Source organism: Aquibacillus sediminis (genome assembly GCF_005870085.1).
GTDB classification, from domain to species: Bacteria; Bacillota; Bacilli; order Bacillales; family Amphibacillaceae; genus Aquibacillus_E; species Aquibacillus_E sediminis.
Genome location: NZ_SZNM01000005.1, coordinates 87,720 through 108,354, shown reverse-complemented (window position 1 = coordinate 108,354; position 20,635 = coordinate 87,720). Strand labels below are relative to the sequence as shown.

At 37.0% G+C, this 20,635-nt stretch carries 14 protein-coding genes and 2 pseudogenes; 8 read left to right on the top strand and 8 right to left on the bottom strand.

Annotation, left to right across the window (positions count from 1 at the left end):
* Positions 1 to 393: 393 nt before the first annotated feature.
* The 4 genes from FCI53_RS07490 to FCI53_RS07480 all read left to right on the top strand — a co-directional run bounded on the left by FCI53_RS07490 (position 394) and on the right by FCI53_RS07480 (position 5,419).
* Positions 394 to 1,992 carry an aspartate:alanine exchanger family transporter gene (locus FCI53_RS07490; protein ID WP_138417420.1) on the top strand — a complete coding sequence of 533 codons (1,599 nt, stop codon included), beginning with the start codon at positions 394 to 396 and terminating at the stop codon, positions 1,990 to 1,992.
* A gap of 428 nt (positions 1,993 to 2,420) precedes the next feature.
* Entirely contained in the window at positions 2,421 to 3,050 is a 630-nt protein-coding gene (locus FCI53_RS07485; protein ID WP_138417418.1) for an LbetaH domain-containing protein, read from the top strand.
* Positions 3,051 to 3,426: 376 nt separating this feature from the next.
* On the top strand, positions 3,427 to 3,576 hold the full coding sequence (locus tag FCI53_RS21370; protein ID WP_171038101.1) for a hypothetical protein: 150 nt from the start codon (positions 3,427 to 3,429) through the stop codon (positions 3,574 to 3,576).
* 295 nt (positions 3,577 to 3,871) lie between these two features.
* Positions 3,872 to 5,419 carry a multicopper oxidase family protein gene (locus FCI53_RS07480; protein WP_138417416.1) on the top strand — a complete coding sequence of 516 codons (1,548 nt, stop codon included), beginning with the start codon at positions 3,872 to 3,874 and terminating at the stop codon, positions 5,417 to 5,419.
* Positions 5,420 to 5,461: 42 nt separating this feature from the next.
* Here the strand turns inward: FCI53_RS07480 and FCI53_RS07475 are convergent, their stop codons facing one another.
* A complete protein-coding gene (locus FCI53_RS07475) occupies positions 5,462 to 5,776 on the bottom strand; it encodes a DUF3892 domain-containing protein (RefSeq protein WP_138417414.1) in 315 nt (104 codons plus the stop codon).
* 289 nt (positions 5,777 to 6,065) lie between these two features.
* Here FCI53_RS07475 and FCI53_RS07470 point away from each other — a divergent pair, with 289 nt between their 5' ends.
* Entirely contained in the window at positions 6,066 to 6,254 is a 189-nt protein-coding gene (locus FCI53_RS07470) for a hypothetical protein (RefSeq protein ID WP_138417412.1), read from the top strand.
* A 245-nt stretch (positions 6,255 to 6,499) separates the two neighbouring features.
* Here FCI53_RS07470 and FCI53_RS07465 read toward each other — a convergent pair whose 3' ends face one another.
* Complete coding sequence (locus FCI53_RS07465; protein WP_138417410.1) at positions 6,500 to 8,578, bottom strand: aryl-sulfate sulfotransferase; 2,079 nt, start codon at positions 8,576 to 8,578, stop codon at positions 6,500 to 6,502.
* Positions 8,579 to 8,850: 272 nt separating this feature from the next.
* Between FCI53_RS07465 and FCI53_RS07460 the strand changes: the two genes are divergently transcribed.
* The gene (locus FCI53_RS07460) at positions 8,851 to 9,459 is read left to right on the top strand and encodes a TetR/AcrR family transcriptional regulator (RefSeq protein WP_138417408.1); all 609 of its coding nucleotides are present in this window, start codon (positions 8,851 to 8,853) and stop codon (positions 9,457 to 9,459) included.
* Between the two features lie 76 nt (positions 9,460 to 9,535).
* Here FCI53_RS07460 and FCI53_RS22185 read toward each other — a convergent pair.
* From FCI53_RS22185 to FCI53_RS07435, 4 genes and pseudogenes are all read right to left on the bottom strand, one after another.
* Positions 9,536 to 10,071 (bottom strand): annotated as a pseudogene (locus FCI53_RS22185) (transposase); the annotation flags it as partial.
* 25 nt (positions 10,072 to 10,096) lie between these two features.
* Positions 10,097 to 10,370: pseudogene (locus tag FCI53_RS07445) on the bottom strand (IS5/IS1182 family transposase); the annotation flags it as partial.
* 69 nt (positions 10,371 to 10,439) lie between these two features.
* Positions 10,440 to 11,102 carry a DUF3298 and DUF4163 domain-containing protein gene (locus tag FCI53_RS07440; RefSeq protein WP_171038100.1) on the bottom strand — a complete coding sequence of 221 codons (663 nt, stop codon included), beginning with the start codon at positions 11,100 to 11,102 and terminating at the stop codon, positions 10,440 to 10,442.
* Between the two features lie 178 nt (positions 11,103 to 11,280).
* Positions 11,281 to 12,009, bottom strand: coding sequence for a YkgJ family cysteine cluster protein (locus FCI53_RS07435; protein ID WP_138417403.1), 729 nt, complete (start codon positions 12,007 to 12,009; stop codon positions 11,281 to 11,283).
* Between the two features lie 169 nt (positions 12,010 to 12,178).
* Between FCI53_RS07435 and FCI53_RS07430 the strand changes: the two genes are divergently transcribed.
* Both FCI53_RS07430 and FCI53_RS07425 read left to right on the top strand, forming a co-directional pair.
* Positions 12,179 to 13,735, top strand: coding sequence for an ABC-F family ATP-binding cassette domain-containing protein (locus FCI53_RS07430; RefSeq protein ID WP_138417401.1), 1,557 nt, complete (start codon positions 12,179 to 12,181; stop codon positions 13,733 to 13,735).
* A gap of 401 nt (positions 13,736 to 14,136) precedes the next feature.
* Complete coding sequence (locus tag FCI53_RS07425) at positions 14,137 to 16,251, top strand: methyl-accepting chemotaxis protein (RefSeq protein ID WP_138417399.1); 2,115 nt, start codon at positions 14,137 to 14,139, stop codon at positions 16,249 to 16,251.
* 1,585 nt (positions 16,252 to 17,836) lie between these two features.
* Here FCI53_RS07425 and FCI53_RS07420 read toward each other — a convergent pair.
* Together FCI53_RS07420 and FCI53_RS07415 are read right to left on the bottom strand one after the other, a co-directional pair.
* Positions 17,837 to 20,014: a muramidase family protein gene (locus FCI53_RS07420; protein WP_138417397.1), complete on the bottom strand. Its 2,178-nt coding sequence runs from the start codon at positions 20,012 to 20,014 to the stop codon at positions 17,837 to 17,839.
* A 165-nt stretch (positions 20,015 to 20,179) separates the two neighbouring features.
* A complete protein-coding gene (locus FCI53_RS07415; RefSeq protein WP_138417395.1) occupies positions 20,180 to 20,473 on the bottom strand; it encodes a HesB/YadR/YfhF family protein in 294 nt (97 codons plus the stop codon).
* Positions 20,474 to 20,635: the final 162 nt, after the last annotated feature.

Here is a 20,635-nt window from a genome sequence, read left to right as displayed (position 1 = left end):
TCACGCTCTCTCTATAAGTATTGTTTTACTGCACATTTGCCATATTATGTGTACTTACTTTTGCTTACTTTCACTCTGATTCAAACAGGAGGTATATGATTACGTGTTAAACGTGCTTAGTTGTGTTCAAACCTTAAACAAACGCATAAAACCATTAACTTTATTGCATATCATTTAGCAGTTAAGTAACAGCAAGCTTATATAAATTCTTTTTTAAATCACTCTGAACGGACTTAATAGGATACCTTTATATTGCTCACTTCACATGTAACCGCTTTGAAAATGGCAATCTCATGACATCCTCACAATTTTCCTCGATTTTAACCAACAAAGTTTTATAATGAAGAAAACACGAAATTTTTTTTAAAGGAATGATAAGTGGAGGACTGAAACATGGATTTATTGACAGAGTTATTGAATAACCCGCTTTTATTATTAATTGTCATTTTATTTTTAGGATCTTGGCTTGGACAAATAAAAATTAAAGGACTCAGTTTAGGTTCAGCTGGCGTACTTTTAGTCGCTATGGTTTTTGGTCATTTTGAATATCAAGTATCTCCCATTGTACAAAATTTAGGCCTGAGTCTTTTCATTGTTGCTGTTGGGTTACAAGCAGGTCCTCGTTTTTTCCGAATGATGCGCTCAAGTGGTGTGATCTTTGGAATCATTGGACTTTTAATTGTACTTGTTGCAGCCATCACCACGATCATTGTCTCCAAAGTTTTTCATTTATCAGAAGCATTAAGTATCGGGTTAATGACCGGTGCCCTAACGAGTACACCAGGGTTAGCGGCAGCACTGGAAGCAACCAATGATCCGCTTGCATCTGTCGGTTATGGAATCGCCTATCCATTTGGGGTAATTGCGGTCGTGTTATTTGTGCAACTGCTACCTAAAGTTTTAAAAGTCGACTTAATGAAAGACTTGAACCGAACCAAAGACCCAACCCGAACAGACGACTCACCAGAAGTTATAACCGTAGAGGTAACTAATCCTGATATTAACAAACAAACCTTACGAGAGTTAAAATTCCAGCGTAATAATTCTGTTGTCATTAGCCGAGTAATCCGTAAAAATTGGAATATTATCGCGCTGAGTGATACTGTCATTTTAAACGGTGACCGATTAGTAACGGTTGGAATGCGCGATGATCTGGAGAAATTCTGTGACTATGTCGGAAAAAAAGTGGAAACAAACCTTACGAATTCCGACCATGTAAAACTTCGAAAAGTGACTGTAGAGTCTGACGATATTGTTGGGAAAAACATTAAGGAATTACGACTAAGAAGAAATTACGGTGTTACCGTTACTCGCATTGAGCGTGCTGGATTTGAATTCAATCAAAATGCTCGCATGCGCTTAGAAAAAGGCGATGTACTTACGATTGTAAGTAGTGAAGATCGTTTAGACCATGTTGAACAACTATTTGCTAGTAACAAACAAACCGAAACTAATATACACATTTTTTCTTTAAGTATTATATTACTAATTGGGATTATAATTGGGATGATCCCACTAAACATACCTGGTTTAGGAACCATTACATTAGGTGTTGCAGGAGGACCTTTATTCGTCGCATTAATCATTGGTCACTTTGGAAAATTGGGACCAATTCAAGCCCGCTATTACCAGCCATCCAATCAGGTAATACGTGATATTGGCCTTGTTCTCTTTCTAGCTGGTGCAGGGACGACAGCCGGAGAAGGTCTAGTTGAAGTCGTACAAACAGAAGGTCTAAGTCTTGTCTTTGGTGGCTCACTGATTACGATTCTTCCAATTGTTGTTGGCTTCTTAATCGCTAGAAAAGCTTTTCGTTTAAGCATTGTCCATTCCTTTGGTGCGTTATGTGGAGGAATGACAAGTACACCAGGGCTTGGTGCTGTTAACCAATTAGTTGATGCAGAAGATCCTGCCATTGCTTATGCTGCAGCTTATCCATTTGCATTGATTTTTGTTGCTGTGGCAGCACAATTGTTGACCTTTTTTATATAGGATTGTTAGTGAGCTTTGTTGTCAATAAAATATCGTAGATGGATAGAAAATCTAAACGTAATTTTATTGCGCTACCTTCGATTTAATAAGCGACTTGAAATTTACTTGGGTGATCATTTCGTGTCGCTAACGACTTAGAAGCGACACGAAACTAGAGTAACAGCGTTTTAATTTGTAAATGACTTAAAAGAAAAGCAACATGTATTACAGTTAGTTACACTGTCATGCTCACAATGCGATTGCACAGTACGCAACTTAGGAAAAGTGGAGAAAGGCAAATCTACGAGACAGTTACATCGAATTCTTTATATATTACGACAAAAGGTCATCCATCAATTTTGCTGGGTGGCTTTATTATTGTATGCAGTAACACTAGGCAAGTGCCCAGCATATAATGAAAATTAGATTAATGTGAAAGGAGTTGGCGTATGAATCACTATCCGATTATTGCTCAAAATCCTCCTGTTGAAGAAGTGACAAGTATCAGTTATCCTAACATCCATCCAAAGGCTGTGATTGGTACCGATTCAATGATCATAGGAAACATTACCGTTTCCAATGATGTGTTTATTGGGTTTAAAAATTTACTTCGAGCTGATTCAGGTTATCCATACTTTATTGGTCCTTACACCAACATTCAAGATAATGTACTTATGCATGTTCATCCAGGCAGAGAACATGTGACAGTAAATGATCAAACATGGGGGGTGTTTTTAGAAGGAGAAATTAGCGTACTACACCATGCTTGTGTTCACGGTCCACTATTTATCGGACGGAACACCTTTATCGGGCAACATGCTAATATTTATGATGCAGAGATTGGACGTAATTGCGTTGTGATGCACGGTGCTACCGTTACCAATGGGGTAAAAATTGCCGACAATCGCTTTGTTGCACCTGGTAAATCTGTATGGAAACAAGAAGATGCTGATGCATTACCACCAGTACCTACTAAACATAAAGATTTAAATCAACATATTGTCGATCACTATTACCGACTTGGAAAATCTTATTACTATAACACTCCTTATGCCTTTGCATTTCAATCTCCCATGTAATGTGATGCTTGGAGAAAGTTGGTAAAACATATCAATAGGAACATGTAGAAACCTAAAAACGTAGTCCATTCTTCTCTGAAATGGACTACGTTTGCTTATCTATGTTACTTTTCTATTGTTCGTTCACCTTTAACTATTCCATGCTTAATGTTGCTCGATCTTCCTTGATCAAACAAAAATGCGTGATTTGGTGCTGTGATAAAATATATTAGTCTAATGACATAGCAATAAGGGGCTATAACATGCTTTATTGTTTTTGGTAAATTTTGGTTGCGTAAAAATCCCTATTTCCCTATACTATAAATATGATTCATCTCGAACAGTAGACGATAATGCTACATTTAAGACATTCACTCAGATTATAAAGGGGCTTATTATGGTTTCTAAACAAGAAGAACTAATTTTCATCAAGGAATTAAAACTACTGATTAATGATTTTGAAAGATGTGAAGATATAGAAATAAAGGCTAAAATTCACGAAGATATTAATTTATTAGTGGAAGTTATTAGGCCCCACAAACGCTAACATCTTGTTAGCTTGTTGTTTCCTACATTTATTATCAGAAAAAACACCTCTCCCCCCCCCCCTTAATGGACACCTTTTCACCTCACGTATCCAACTTCAAATGAAGCTCACACCCTCTTATCTGATCTTTAGAACAAGTTTCCTAGTTCCATTGACACTCCCCATAACACCGTAAACCGTAACAAGTGCTCAATGCAGCTTTTTGATAAATACACCCTATTTGTGATAAAAGCCCTAGCAAGGATAAGTCATTTGTCATTTACTATACCAAACACTCTTTATGGAGGTGAGTATAATGACACCGAATTTGGCAAAGTTTGTCGATCGATTACCCATACTTCCAACAGCAAATCCCCTAAAAAAAGCGAAAAACGCATCTTTCTATGAAATGAGAATGGAAGAGTTTAAGCGAAAATTTCATCGGGATTTACCACCAACGACAGTATGGGGATATAACCGCCAAGTTCCCGGGCCAACAATTGACGTAAAAAAAGGAGAAACCGCACATGTGAAATGGATTAACCATTTACCACCTAGACATATCCTTCCAGTTGATACGTCAATTTTAGAAAAAGGTTTACCAGAAGTACGTACGGTTACGCACTTACATGGTGGTCATACCCCTACTGAAAGTGACGGTTACCCTGAAGCATGGTTTACACGTAACTTTGGACAGGTAGGGCCAGCTTTCAAGCAAAAAGTTTATAACTATCCGAATAATCAGCGGGCAGCCATGCTTTGGTACCACGATCATGCGATGGGATTAACACGACTGAACAACTACGCAGGCCTCGCGGGGGCTTACATTATCCGCGATCAACATGAGAGATCTTTAAATCTTCCCTCAGGTGACTATGAAATCCCACTGGTCATACAGGACCGCTCATTTAATCAGGATGGTTCTCTTTCTTATCCAACCCAGCCTGACGACGCTGCAACCAACTTACCTAATCCATCGGTTGTCCCCGCTTTTCTTGGTGACACGATTGTTGTGAATGGAAAAGTTTGGCCATATGTTGAAGTAGAGCCACGTAAATATCGTTTTCGTATCTTGAATGCATCGAACACAAGGGGGTATACACTATATCTCGATTCCAATCAGTCAATATTCCAAATCGGATCGGATGGCGGTCTGTTAAAAAAAACAAGTAAAATGAAGCAAGTTACGATCGAACCATCTGAACGGTTTGATGTGATTATTGATTTTTCAAAATGGAATAGGAAGAACATTACCTTGAAAAACGACCTTGGAGCTAATGCTAGTGAAGATGATCAAACCGATGATATCATGCAATTCGCCGTTACCAAACCATTAACAAGTAAAGACAATAGTCGAATCCCTAGAGATTTGTCTTCTATACCTTCATTACACAAGCAACCAATTAAAGCACACCGACAATTAACACTACAAGGCTCTAACGATCAATATGACCGCCCCCTACTGATCCTAAATAATAAAAGATGGCATGAGCCGGTAACAGAGAAACCGCAACGTGGAACAACGGAAATATGGTCATTTGTCAATACAACCAACTTCACCCACCCAATGCATATTCACTTAGTCCAATTCCAAGTGTTAGATCGCCAACCTTTTGACTTAGATCATTTCAATCAAACAGGGGAATTTATTTATACAGGTTCACCTAAAGCACCAAAAGCAAATGAACGTGGTTGGAAAGATACGGTGGCTGCACCAGGTGGGCAAGTCACACGCGTCATTGCTAACTTTGGGCCATATACTGGTGACTATGTATGGCATTGTCACATTTTAGAACATGAAGATTATGATATGATGCGACCATTTAAAGTAATTGACCCTAACGAAAAATACCATGACTCATAATGATCATAGAGGCAGGAATCACTGTATTGTGATTCCTGCCTCTTAAAATTCATCTAATTGATCGAGGTTATTTTCTTTAATCCCATCTGGTTCACTACGAATAATATCTCTACCATATTTATGGAACACATCGATATGAGCTAATTTACCTGCTTTAGCCTCATCAAGTGCCGTTACATAATCTAATTCTCTGCCAGTCTCGGTCTTAAAAGCAATAATATCACCATCATCATTTTTTCTAACTGCAACCACTTGTTCTTGACCAGGGATTGCTCCCTGTCTAACTTCAGCCTGTGCTTGTTCATCAGCCTGTTGCTTGTATTCATTATAGATTGATTCAAAGTCTTGTTGTGCCATTACTTCACCTCCTAAAACCTAATTATAATATGCTCGAGCATCCGTATTATTATTAGTTTTTAATGTGGAAAGTGGTTTGAAAGATTGTATTTTTTTGAAATGAAACTTTCATAAAAACGGGACTTACTGCCTATTAATACGGAATAACTCATTAACATTGCTTTATTAAACTCTTATAGTAAGTAAAAATAGGAAAAATAGCATAAATATAGTTCCTTTATCTCAAAATAAAAACAAAGGTAGTAATATGATGGTTTTTCTTATATGATTTGATATGAGGTGACACACATTGAAATACATCTATTTAATTTTAATTTGTTCATTGCTATTTTGGGAAACTGATCAACTTCAAGATATATTTAATTTTTCTGTCTTTTGGCAATATCTTGCGAATATTTTATTAGTAGGCTACTTTGCTTATTTATTAGAAATTCCACTTTCTATCAAGAAACTCATCCATCGTAAGAGAGTACAATAATAGAACAGAATGACATAAAAGATTTGTGTGCTTTTTAAGACTTTACTTTTATTGCAATTAGAAACCATAATAAAAGGCTCTAGTTAGAAGCCTTTATCTTTACTATCCAACAATGTTTGTTAAAGATACTTATTGGTGGAAACTACACTCATTCATATTTAGTTGTAAAGTTATGACATAAATGAGACGTAAAAAGCGATCAGCGAACCCTATTTCAGGTTCTTGCTGATCGCTTCATCTTGATTTTATTTTACCGTCCAGTAATACCCTGTATCTACATAATTATCCTCGCCACTTGCATCCCTCACAAGTGTATCGACGGAATATGTACCATTTGGTATTCCGGTTTTACTAATTTGGTATGGTCTATTGTCTAGCATAGGCATGTTAATGTTGCCATTGGTTCCTGCATGATAAATTAGGGGATTCCCATTTTTCACCGGATTAAGTACTACATACACATCATTAGTTTCCGAATCGGTTTCGACTGTACCTCTCATGGCTAACAAGTTTCCTTCATCCTGAATCTCTTCCAATTCAACGACTGATGAGCTTAATTCTGCAGCTTCTTCGGGTGAAAAAACAATATCTGCCTGGGCAGTCTCATGAAGTTCACCAAGACGTTTGGCATTTTGCTTACCAAGTTCATATTCATCACCATCCACATACAATACATCCCGCTCGGATCGATACGTATAACCTAGGTCTGCTTCAAACACGACTTCATCGTTCACTACTTCGACAATGGTTCCTTCCACATAATTCTCCGGCAATGTCTGAGAGAAGATATTCCCAACAACCTCTCCATCATCATTGGTAATATGTCCACCAAATGTTGTGAGGTAGCTGTTTCCACCGAGATAATCTGCATCTCCAATAAACGGGGTATAATCTTCGCTTCCACGTTCCTGTCCATAACTCCATACCTGTTCAACTGTCATATTCTCTTCATCAATTTTATATTCAACGGCGCGCGAATAGTTATCTTCCACATCTTCTGTCCGTCCATTCCCATTATCATAGAGAAGGATATTATCATTATCCAGTTGGGAAGCCGCATGTTGTGCATACTGCCATTGAAAATCTTCCCCCACTGGTGTAAGAAGTTTATCTTGAAGTTCCTCCGGCCATTCTCCTCTATTCCGATCACTTAAAATCCAAATAACTTCCCTTGTTGCTTTATCAAATTTCACAACTGCATCTTGATGGCGGGAAGAAAAGATAATGGAATCATCATTTTCATTATAGAAAATGGAATTGACATGCAGGTAATCCTTCTCATTGAAAGCAATTGCCTGCTGCCTGATTTCGTCCTCCGAAGCATCAGATATGACGTCACCGAATCCTTCAATTGTCTCTCTTAAATACTGCTCATTAGAAATGACACCTTCCATTTGAACAATTTCTCCGAGATCATATTCATTGACGATTTTACCCGATTTTCGGTGAATTTCAATTGCATAATCTTCTACCGTATTGGAATGCTCTTTTTCAGCAAGTGTGAGAAGATTGCCATTAGGGAGCTCTATTGCATCATGATGTTGCCCATTTACAACATACTCGTTATGCACTTTACCCATCAGATCCATTTCAAACAGGCCCGTCTTATAATAAACTGGTGCCTGCATCTGATCAGTCTGTACAAGGAATTTCCCATTTTTCAGCCTTTTCATCGAACTCTGTTCCTCTATTGCGCCTTCCTGATACTCATCCGAATTTATATACCAACGCACATCTCCGTTCAAATCGAAAGCAAACATATTGCTCGTGAACGTTAACCCATCCTTCATTCTTTCTGGATCTGCCTTGTTCACTCTAATGTCATGAACTGATTCAGGTAGAGGATCCGTTGTGATTGTCAACTCTTTTGATTTTTCATTTCCATCTTTATCGATAAGCGTAATGGTTACCTTATTGTCCTTTCCAGCATACAAACCATAAACAGGAACTTGATGCTTCTTGGTAGACTCATCAAAGGTGTGCTTGATCCTTGTATATTCGTCCTTCCCATCCACCTTCACGGTCACTTGTGAATTTTCATCCGATTCAAACATGACAAGTGCTGTTAAAGGCGACCATCCATATGGATCTTGTACAACAAACGGATTGGAAAGCGTATAATCTCCTTTCTTGTATTCATCCAAAATGGTCTGTTCCAACTTCGATTGCACATCCAGCACATCACTGTTCGGCACATTATCCAGAGCCTTCTGTTTGCCTAATGCTGCCGAATTGTCCTGGGCTGCCGCAGTTAATCCTTGTACAGTCCCTGAAAACATAATTACTACAGCAACTAATGCTAAAACTATTTTTCTAGTATTCAATGTATCTTCCTCCTTATTTTTGTACTAATAGTACACTTTTATATTACAAGTTTAAATTTTAACTAAAAGTTTGTTAATATTTCAAATGTTTTAAAGAAATTATCATAAAGATAGTTCAAAAGAAATAGGAAAAAGCGATAACCAGGACTCTAGCTTGATTTTTATATAATCATATAGTAATGTAAATGAAACACTTAAATGTACTGTTAGTACATTTAGCTGGAAGTATATTGACATTTAATTTTCAATAAACAGAATAAGGGCGGAATTTTATGACGGGACCATTTTCTAGAAAACAAATCCAGCAAAAACGTGAAGACTATATTCTTCAAGTAACGGAGGAAATTTTAACTGAGAAGGGTTATTATGACATGTCAATGGATGAAATAGCTTCTCGTGTTGGAATTAGTAAAGTTACACTGTATAGGCATTTTAAATCAAAGGAAGACCTCATCTTCTCACTATTATTTCGCGACATGCCTACCTTTTTTCAAGAACTAGATCAGAAAATTCCAACAAATCTTCCTGTAATCGAAAAAATTGAATCTATTATTTATTTGAGTATGTTAAAGTTTTTACAAAGAGATTCAGCGCTTTCGCTATCTTTCATTTCCTCATTAGGCGAACTTCCTATATTCCTAAAAAGTAAGCAAGAAGAACTTGAAAAAGTTGATAATGCTTTAGCGGATTATTTACTTCCATTACTTAAGGACGGCCAATCTGAAGGATCGATCGATTCTTCTATTCCACCTGAACTCCTGTTAGGGACATTTTCTGGCATCATCTCCTCACTTGGCCTACGAGACGCCAATAATAATATAAGTGAGAAAGAACTTGCTGAAATAGGAACACGTCTATACATGAAAGCAATTATCGTTTGAATTTCATAGGCAAATATCTTTTTTGAGACAGCACTAATATAATTTTGTTAAGTAAATAAATGAGGCTGGGACATAACTAGCCAATAATGATAAGAAAGGTTTCGATCATCGTTCTTTGATGACCGAAACCTTTCTTGGTTGTATTATTTTCATGACCTGTTGTCCTATTTGCGTTCTTGAGGTTGTACTTTCTCAAGTTCAACGCCATGAATGCAAATCCTAATTCATTTTTTCTTTTTCTTTGCCCCCTCACGGACATACGAGTGAAGCAAAAATTAGCCTTCAAATAATCCGAAGACTGGTTCCACATCAATTTTACGCTGACCGTAAATCTTACCAGTTTCTTTATTCGAAAGCTGCTTTCTAATGTATTCTTTTTGCTCTTACCCCACTGAGTGTTAGCCCGTCCATTCGGGGTGAAAGCGTAAGTTTTACTCCCACTTAAACATCTCCGTTTCACTTTATGTTTTGAAGTGGGAGGTCTTACGGACGGTTGACCGGGATAAAGTTTTCAATTATTCCCTTCCTTCGATTGGTACATTGGGATCGTAATGGGCAACCAGAACAGTCTTCCCATTTGTAAACTTTAAACGTTCGCGTAAACCCGTTTCTATGGTGTGCCTTTTCGATTGCCTAGAATGATTTCTTTTTTCAATAATTCATCATACATTTGGTTGGACTTCTCCACTAAACTGAAACTATATTTTTCAATCGCTTTACGCCAAACAAACGTAAATACGTAATAACTCTTGCACCTCTGGCTCAACACGAAAACGATTGATCGTACGGTAACTAGATTCATACCCTTGTAATAACTACATCATACGTACACTATCTTTTAATAATGCTTCGATCTTTCTCCTAAAGAAAACAAATTGGTTGTAAGCACACAAAATAATCTTCACCAACAATAAGCAATAAGTTGGAATGGTGCAACTTATTTATATAACTGGGTATTGTCCCAGCCTCTTTTCTAACTTTTATTGGTATACATCTTTAGGGATTTCTATCTCCTGATTCCCTGCAACACCTGGGGCCACTTCGTATGCTTGAAATACAATCGCAATGCCTCGATCAGTAAAATAAAAGCTTGTATCCTTTCCTAAGGTAATATCCTCTTTTTTAACATCTGGGAAAAAGATATTGGGACGATCTTTCATATAGTTCCACAAGTACTCTTTTGCTTGCTCAATCTGGTCATCGGTTGTTAAAATATCCGTCAAAAACACCTGTTTCGCCTCTGTTAAATCAAAGTTAAAACTTTTTACCTCAGTAGATCCATGTGCCCCACCTGAAAACATATAGTCACTCGTTAAGATACTAAGCTTTTCATCTTTTTGATACTTGACCTCAAATTCACTCTGATAATCGAATGGAAAACCTTGTTCTTCCGCCTTCTCTATTGTTTCTTGATAGGATTCATAGGAATCTTTAATGTAATCTTCCAGAGTTTTGTTTATGTTTTTCTGTATGGAGTCGTCTTCCATCCCACTAACTTGTGGGTATTTCAGTTCTTGTATATCTTTATAGTATTTCGCTTCCACCTGAAACGAATTGGTTGCTTGTTCCTTTGCTTGAATAGGTGTCATAATTGTGCTAATCACTAAGATAATTACAATCCCAATAACCCATTGTTTCTTCACCATTCCAACTCCTTTGGCAAACTTTTTTATTTTTTAGTATGCACGTACTTCAAAAGTTTATGAATGAACAAAAGAACTATCTAAATCATCATTGGGAATGTATAAAGAATCTCAGACACAGATCATGAATAATGAAAATATCCAAACCTAAGCACTAAATGACAAACAACTCACCTAATTATTTAAATGTTTTCGCATACTGAGCTAGATAATCAGTCCGATAAATGTCGTTCGGATACTCAATAAAGGCAGTATCTTCATATTCATAAAGGTACTGAACAAACTCATTTAACGCACCCATATATTCGTTATACAAAAACTCAAAACTAATCGTTTCCTTTGGCATCACATTTTCTTCACACACTTTTGGATCGGTATAATTTACATACGTCCGGCATGGCAGTGGTCGAACTTCATAAGCAAGACACTTGTTAGTTTCCGTATCTAACATCGGACATGGAACAAGACGTTGCTTATATTTATATTTAAAATCTTCGTCTGCTTCAAAATCTAAAGCAGTTACTTGTTCTACTTGCTCTCCATATTTCTCATAATAACGGTTTAGATGGCGTTGAATGGTTTGCCTACGTTGGTTCGGAAAATTTTCAATCGCCTTTTTCATAAGTTTTGCTTCCATTTTATTAATAATAATCGGAAAATAGCAGCAAAAAGCGCATCCCATTCGACAAGTCGAAGGTAAGTCTACTGCTTGCTCCATTGCTGTTATTTCATCGCTAACAACTTGCAATAACTCTTGGAAACTAGCAACCAATTTTTGTTCTGTCGATGTGTCACGATCTGCCCACATCTCAACAACTTGATAAAACTTTGCTTCTTCAATTTGATATACATCATTTAATTTCGCACATTTATGTTGAATTTCTTCAAATGAAAGATACTTGTCCATCAACGAATTCTCCCTTTTTTCAATTACTTACTATTGTTAAGTATTTCTCACTAAATGTAAAGACTAAACCGCATACAATTGATAGAGAAAAGAATTCCCACTATCACTTTTTGCTCATCGCCTTTATAATAGAAAAGATGAACTTTTTGAAGGAAAAGGTGTTAAAAACATGAGTTTACTAACAGTTAGCAATTTAAGTCACGGATTTGGTGATCGTGCAATTTTTGATGATGTTTCGTTCCGATTATTACAAGGGGAACACATTGGACTTATTGGCGCCAATGGTGAAGGTAAGTCAACCTTCATGAATATTATTACAGGAAAATTAGTGCCTGACGCAGGAAAAACCGAATGGGCCAAACGTACTCGAGTTGGTTATTTAGACCAGCATACAGAACTGAAACAAGGGATGACCATTCGTGACGTCTTGCGTACCGCTTTTCAATATTTATATGATATGGAAGCAGAAATGAACGAACTTTTTGCTAAGATGGGAGAAGTAGATCCTGAAGAATTGGAAAAATTGTTAGAAGAAACAGGCCAAATTCAGGATGCATTAACTAATAATGACTTTTATACGATTGATGCGAAAGTCGAAGAAATTGCCAACGGACTTGGATTAGATGAATATGGCTTAGAGCGCGATGTCCACGACTTAAGTGGTGGGCAACGAACCAAAGTACTTTTAGCGAAGTTGTTACTAGAAAAGCCTGACATTCTACTTCTTGATGAGCCAACCAACTATCTTGATGTCGAGCATATTGAATGGTTACGAAACTACTTGTTGGCCTATGACCATTCCTTTATTCTCGTTTCTCATGACATTCCATTTTTAAATAGTGTAGTAAACTTGATTTATCATATGGAAAATCAAGCATTAACACGCTATCCAGGTGATTATGATGAATTCCAACGTGTCTATGAAATGAAGAAACAACAACTAGAAGCAGCCTACAAGAAACAACAAAAAGAAATTGCCAATTTGAAAGATTTTGTTGCTAGAAATAAGGCAAATGCTGCCACAAGTAAAATGGCAATGTCTCGTCAGAAAAAATTGGATAAAATGGATGTTATTGAGTTAGATGCGGAAAAACCTAAGCCAACCTTTGACTTTAAACAAGCACGTACTCCAGGTAAGTATTTATTTGAAACAAACGAATTAGTTATTGGTTACGGTGAACCGCTATCCAGGCCACTAAATTTGGCTATGGAACGTGGGCAAAAACTTGCACTATCTGGTGCAAACGGAATTGGAAAAACAACCTTATTACGTAGTATTTTAGGTGAAATTCCTGCTGTTGACGGTTCAGTAGAATTAGGAGACCATTTGCATATTGGCTATTTCGAACAAGAAATCAAAGGTGAAAGCCAAAACACTTGTATCGATGAGATTTGGGATGAATTTCCACATATGACCCAACAAGAAGTTCGAGCTTCCCTAGCTAAATGTGGTCTCACCAGAAAGCACATTGAAAGTAAAGTACAAGTGTTAAGCGGTGGGGAAAAAGCTAAAGTTCGCCTTTGTAAATTAATGAATAAAGAAACCAATTTGCTTGTGTTGGATGAACCAACAAACCACCTTGATCGTGACGCAAAAGAAGAATTAAAACGCGCTCTAAAAGAGTATAAAGGGAGCGTACTACTCATTTCACACGAACCAGACTTCTATCAAGATGTAGTCACAGATGTGTGGAATTGTGAGGATTGGACGACAAAGGTATTTTAATGAATAGAAAAAACGCTCGGAGCTGATTTCGTTAAGCTTCGAGCGTTTTTTTTATTCGTTATTCATAATTTGCAAAACGATCTAATGCGCCTCTATCTCTAAAAATGAAGTTTTTATATAAGGAAAACCCTAAACCTTTTTATCCCCCAGTGATTGATCGTACCATAATTCCAAAAGTCCTCCTCTACCATTTCCTTTAGTTCACCTTTTAGATTGTAGAAGAATGCTTACGAACGGTTGCACCACGATAAATTATTACCACTAAAAAACATTTTGCCAGTTTTTGTCGTTTTTAGGCATGTGTTGTGATATAATTTCATTAAAATAAAGCGCTTTCTAATTTAATTCAATTTAACATGGTACAGGAATGGATTTAGTAACTAGTTTAGGAGGTTATCTGTTTGAATTTTTCTTTTCGTAAAAAAAGGGTTAGAAACAAAAAAATAAAAAATAAAACAAACACGAACAAATCGTTAACATCATTGCTTACCAAAAAACAACCAGCCAACAAACACACGGTTAATAGAAAACAATCGATCAGCACAAAAATTCTTTTCAGTTTTTTAGTAAGCGTTTTAGTTTGTGTGTTGGCGGTTGGGGTCTCGTCCTATTTCATTTCAAATAATATTATTAAATCAAAAGTAACCAACGCATCCGAACAAACCATTGTCCAGGCAGGAGACAAGATAGATTTTATCTTTAACCGTTACATAGATCGAACACGAGAAATGTTAATGAATCAAAGTTTTGTAAACGCTGTATCAGATTATAGTAGTTCTACAGACACAGATAGTTACGAATATCTACAACTACAACAACAAATTGAAGGTTATTTATCTGAAATTGCACTTGTTGATGATGACCTTGATTTACATATGATTAACACTACGAACAACGATGTCTTTTCAACTGTTGATTTTTCCAATACTAAAAAGATTGTTGATCAATCTTGGTATACCGAAGCAAATAATTCTGATCAATCTCAATTCTGGATTGGTGGTAAGAAAACATCATTACTTGAAAATCGTGATCACCCTAGTGTAAGTTTTGCGCAAGCAATTACGATCGATGACACCCCTTACTATATGGTAATCGAACTCAAAGGTGAGGCGTTTGAAGAAATGCTTGAGGACGTAACATTCGGAGATAACACGGTTAAAATGGTTGATTCTAATAATAGAATCGTTTTCTCATTTGATAAAGAAGAAGTAAATACGGAGAATGGTTATCCAATCGACATCGATTTAAAAGAAAATGTATTCGAAACGAATCAACAATATATTTTTCAACATCAATCTGACGTAACAGATTGGTACTTAGTTGGTGCAGTCGATGCAAAAGAATTAACAAAAGATACACAACAGATTTTATATATTATTGTAGCAATCATTATTCTATCTTTAATTCTTTCATTCTTTATCGCCAATCGAATTGTCAAAATAGTTGGCGTTCCACTCCAACAAATATCCGAATTAATGTACGTAGCGAAAGATGGCGATTTAACCGTTCGATCGGAGTTAAATGAACGTAAAGATGAAATAGGAACACTAGCGAAAAGTTTTAATCAAATGTTGGACAACATTTCTACCATGATGAATAAAACCAAAGACTCCACAACAAACGTGTTAGAAGTAGCCAATAACTTGGCAGAGGTTTCACAAATGCAATCAAATGCAGCAAAAGAAGTAGCATCGGCTTCCGAGGAAATAGCCAGTGGAGCAGCTAACTTAACGGAAGAAGCAGAAAATGGTAGCAGTTTAGCAACTAAAATTGATGATGAAGTTCATAAAGTGTTGGCTAATAATTCGGAAATGGAGAGTCATGCCAAACAAGTTATGGAAAATAGCCATACTGGTGTTGAAAAAATGAATGAACTTATGGATCAAACAAAACATGGGGAAGAAATGATCTCTGCACTCATGAATAAAACAGAAACATTGAAAACAAGCACGAACCAAATCAATAATGTGATGACAATATTGACAGAGGTTGCTCAACAAACGAACCTACTCTCCTTAAATGCAGCTATTGAAGCAGCGCGTGCAGGTGAAGCAGGTCAAGGATTTGCCGTTGTCGCCGATGAAATTCGTAAGTTGTCAGCTAGGTCACAGGAATCGATTGACACCGTTGGAAGCATCACTTCCGAAATTACGAACGAGGTCAATCAAACATTACAAGTACTACAAGAAGCAAACCCAATTTTCAAAGCGCAAGTAGAAAAAGCTCAAGAAACAGATGGCCTATTAAATCATGTTGGTACAAGTATGAGTGAGTTCTCAAATAAAATAGATCTTGTATCTCATTCAATTCAGCAATTACAGCAATCTCAGGAACTTTTATCTACCACTGTGCAACAAGTTAGTGCTGCAGCTCAACAATCCTCTGCGATTAGTGAAGAAGTTTCTGCATCAACTGAAGAGCAATTAAAAGGAAGCGAAGTACTCGTTACCACTTCCGATCAATTAAAACAACTATCAGAAGAATTACAGAAAGAAATGGACAAGTTTACTATTTAAATGGAAAAGCACTCCAGTTAACATCTGGAGTGCTTTTTTACTGCGTATTAGCTGTATTAAGCGACATAACCTCTGTAATTTTGCTTGTACTATCCTAATTGAAATAAGTAGTATACCATCGCTACGGCAGAATACTCCGCTTTCCATGGGCACGGCCTCAGCTAACTTGGTAAAGAAAACCACTTTACCAAGTGGATCTTCGACTCGTGCTGTTCCCATAGGAGTCTACGTATTCTGCCTTCGCTGGTATAAGTTTTCTGATTAGTGATAGATGTAATACTTTATAGATCCAAAAATAAAGAATTTGGTGCAAGGTTATATTACAACATGCTATCAAACATAAAAAGAAATAACATATGATTTTATTAAGCAAAGCACTATAAAACTTCAGAGTACTGAAAAAAGCGGAGGAAATACACGGAGACTCCCGAGGCCCGGCAAGGGTTATACAGGCGTTGTCCGACAAGGACGGTTTTAGCCTGTAATCCTTAAAAACCATCGGTGAGACCCCGCAGTGAGGTACGAACGAGGACAAGGAAGGCTACGGCAGCGTTACATCGCACGCAGAAAATTGGTCTTTATTTTCAAGGAGGCTCACCAGCCCCCCACTGGAAAGCGGAGTGTATTTCCGCAGCGCCGTTTTAGCACTAACTTGATTAAGAATCAGCGAAAGTCATGTGCAGTTATGTCGTATAATATAGCTAATATAACACAAACCCTTCCCCTATCAATACGAAATAAAAATCACAAAAATGTAAACGTTAACATTTTTGTCACAGACATCACTGTCTTTCCATGTTATACTTTAGTTGTAACAAAGATAAGATAACAAAAAACAAAACATCTTTCTTACTAAGTGAACATTATAGGAGACTCAACCATCCTAGTTAGTTCCGTTTCAATACGGTTTGAAAGAAAACTAGGAAAAATAAAGTCGGCTATCATGAAGCAAAAAAATTGGTTGTAACATCCTACACTAGCTTCTTCGAGAAAACTTGAAAGAAAGCGTCGGACCTAATGTTCTATTGTGGTCAAAGTGGTTAAAAAAACATCATAACCCTTAAGGAACCTAAAGATCACTCAGTTAGTTGAATATTGTGCTCGATTTACTAGGTTTGTAACGATCTTGATAACTTTAGCTTATTGGGAAAGCTAGAAGAAAACCAGATCAAAGACCATCGAGGAAATCAATCAATAATTTAGCAGAAATGTGAGTCTTTAGTCCAACCTTAACCGTTTGATGGACAGTTGATCACCTTTAAACATTAGAATGTTAATTAAATTAACACGCTCCTACTTTCAAGCCGATCATTATGAATTTTGAGTCTAAAAAATAAATAGTTTAATCAGGAAATCAGTATCCATTTTCACGGAACTGACTTATCCTGAGAGGGCACACTTCAACTAGACAGTCGACGATGACTGTAACTATGATTTGTTGAAATCAGAAGTGATTGACCCCGTAATGGGATGAATTAAGATCGATTACCGTTTCAGGTAGACGAATAAATCCCATTAGGATATGGAATGGTTGGGTCCCCTATAATGTTGACAATATCGCTCCTGATGATGGAGCGATATTTTTTTACACAGCCCCAATTCCTGCTGCTTTTTCCACCTGGGCTTGATGGGAGGCATCTGCTTTACCATCCTTATGTCGGGTGCTATCTCCAAAATAGACATCAAAATGCCCAGTAATGCCATTTCCTGATATATACTCACGTTCATGTGGCATAAAACTCATACTAGCAGCGATTTTCCTACCATCTACTTCTAAGATGACAGCGCGCGGTGTCCATGAATAACCTCCCCATATCGACTTGGCAATATTGGTGTCATTTATAGATACTGTTTCTGAGTCAGCATGATTGGCCCCAATCGTTCGTTTGATATAAAAACTTTTTCCCGTTACAAAATCTGTAACCTTTGCTGTTTTTCCAATTGTAAACACATATTGTGCTTCTGTCCACCAATCTAAATATTCCCCATGTTTCTCACTTACAACCTGTTTCACTCCAATTTGATGCACAGGGATCGTTAGCTTTTGACCAATGGAAAGCATACTACTAGCAGTTAGATTATTAGTTCGTAATAACTCTTGTTGTGGAATACCATACCGAACACTTATATCCCAAATTGTATCCCCCGCTTTTACTGTGTGAGTTGTATACGTAACAGTATTTGTACCTGCTTGAACTGGAGCATTGATTCCATTCGGTATTGTTAAGGCTTGGCCGACTTGAAGCATATCGCTTTTTAATTGATTAGCCGTACGTATGGCATCCACGCTTACGTCAAAGCGATTAGCAAGAGCGGACAAATTATCTCCCGACCGCACTGAATAGGTAAAAGTTACTCTTTCCTGTTCAATTTGTTCTGGTGTTGTTTGTTGAACGGGATGTGATGGTGCGTTTTGACTTGGAATATTCAACGTTTGTCCAATACGTAAAAAATCTGATGTTAAATTGTTGGCGCTTTTGATTGCATCTACGGTTGTACCAAATCGTTTCGCTAATGTCGTTAAGTTATCTCCTGACACAACTGTATAACTTTCCGTTGTTTGTTGTGTTGGTGCTGTCTCTGTTGTTGCATCTGTTGTCTTAGCAGTTGGGATCGTTAACTCTTGACCTAAACGTAAAAAATCTGATGTCAAATTATTGGCGCTTTTGATTGCATCTACAGTTGTGCCAAATCGTTTCGCTATTGTCGTTAAGTTATCTCCTGACACGACTGTATAACTTTCCGTTGTTTGTTGTGTTGGTGCTGTCTCTGTTGTTGCATCTGTTGTCTTAGCAGTTGGGATCGTTAACTCTTGACCTAAACGTAAAAAATCTGATGTCAAATTATTGGCGCTTTTGATTGCATCTACAGTTGTGCCGAAGCGTTTTGCTATTGTCGTTAGATTATCTCCTGACACAACTGTATAACTTTCCGTTGTTTGTTGCACTGGAGTGTTGTCTGTTATTTCGGCTGTTGGTATGGTTAGGTCTTGACCTACTCGCAAAAAGTCTGACGTTAAATTGTTGGCGCTTTTGATTGCATCCACCGTTGTACCGAAGCGTTTAGCTATCGTTGATAAGTTATCCCCTGATACTACCGTGTAACTGGCCGACCCTTGTTGATCAGAAGGTTTTTCTGTTGTCTGTGAAGTTTGTGGTGTTGCTTGATTGATACTCACAGGAATTACTAACGTTTGCCCAATTTTTGTAAAATCACTTGTTAAACGATTAGCTTCTTTGATTGCGTCTACCGATGTATTATACTTCTTAGCAAGAACGGTGAGATAATCCCCTGATTGCACGGTATGAAATGCTTGAGGAATAATGAGTTGTTGATTAAGGCGCACTGTATCAGAATTAAGGTTATTCGCCTGCTTGATCTGATCCACTGTTGTATTAAACGTTCGAGCAAGACTCCATAAAGTATCAGCTGGTTTTACTTGATAATAGATGGAATCAGCTTGCACGACTTGCTGTGGTGATGATTCTGATGTCGTTTCTGCCGCTTCCGCTATCGTCCCACCAATTGGGATAGACATCATCGCCATCCCGCCAATTACCACTTTTACCATTGTAATTTTTAAATTGGGATAACGATTATTTAAAATTTGGCGTACATTTGTCATCATATTTTTCTTTGTTGTTGGTGACTGATCTAACTCTGATGCAAACTCTGTTAATTGATCATCAAGATAAATAATCATCATATACTCATTTGTATAGTGGTTCACTTTTTTTATATCATATCTCTGAAAATGCTCCATTACCGATTCAACTCCTTTACTACAATCTCAATCGTACATTGTAGTATTTGTCAAAAGGCTATGAAACATGCTTCAACCATCATAAAAAAACAGTTGTAATTAATCCTTTCGTTTAATAGACAATAAAAAAGACCACAACCTTCATAGCTGTGATCTTAGGTACCTCTATTGTTTTTCACTAAATTGAAAAACTGTTTCTTCTTGGCCCATTTCAATCTTTAAATCATAATCATCCAATAACCAAGCATCTTCTTTATTGAAATAAAAAGTAATTCCTTCCACTTCTTCTTTAATTGCAATTTCGCCTTCCTGCGCTACTTCAACACCTAAAAAATATGACGGATGTGCGGTTTTAATCCCTCCATATAATTTCACAAAGAAACGAACATGGTCTCCTGCCTCTAAACCCATTTCATCTTTGTACCATTGTGCTGCTTCTTTTGTAACTGAAAAACTCATCCTAACACCTCTTCTATATCTATTTTCTTCAAATAGTTATGGTTCCATACTTATTTATTTATCATCATGTATGGATTGCTACTATTCCCTCTCTCTCTAGGTTATACCTTTATTCTATCACTGTCCAACCAAACAAAACGTGATATATGTCATATATAATCT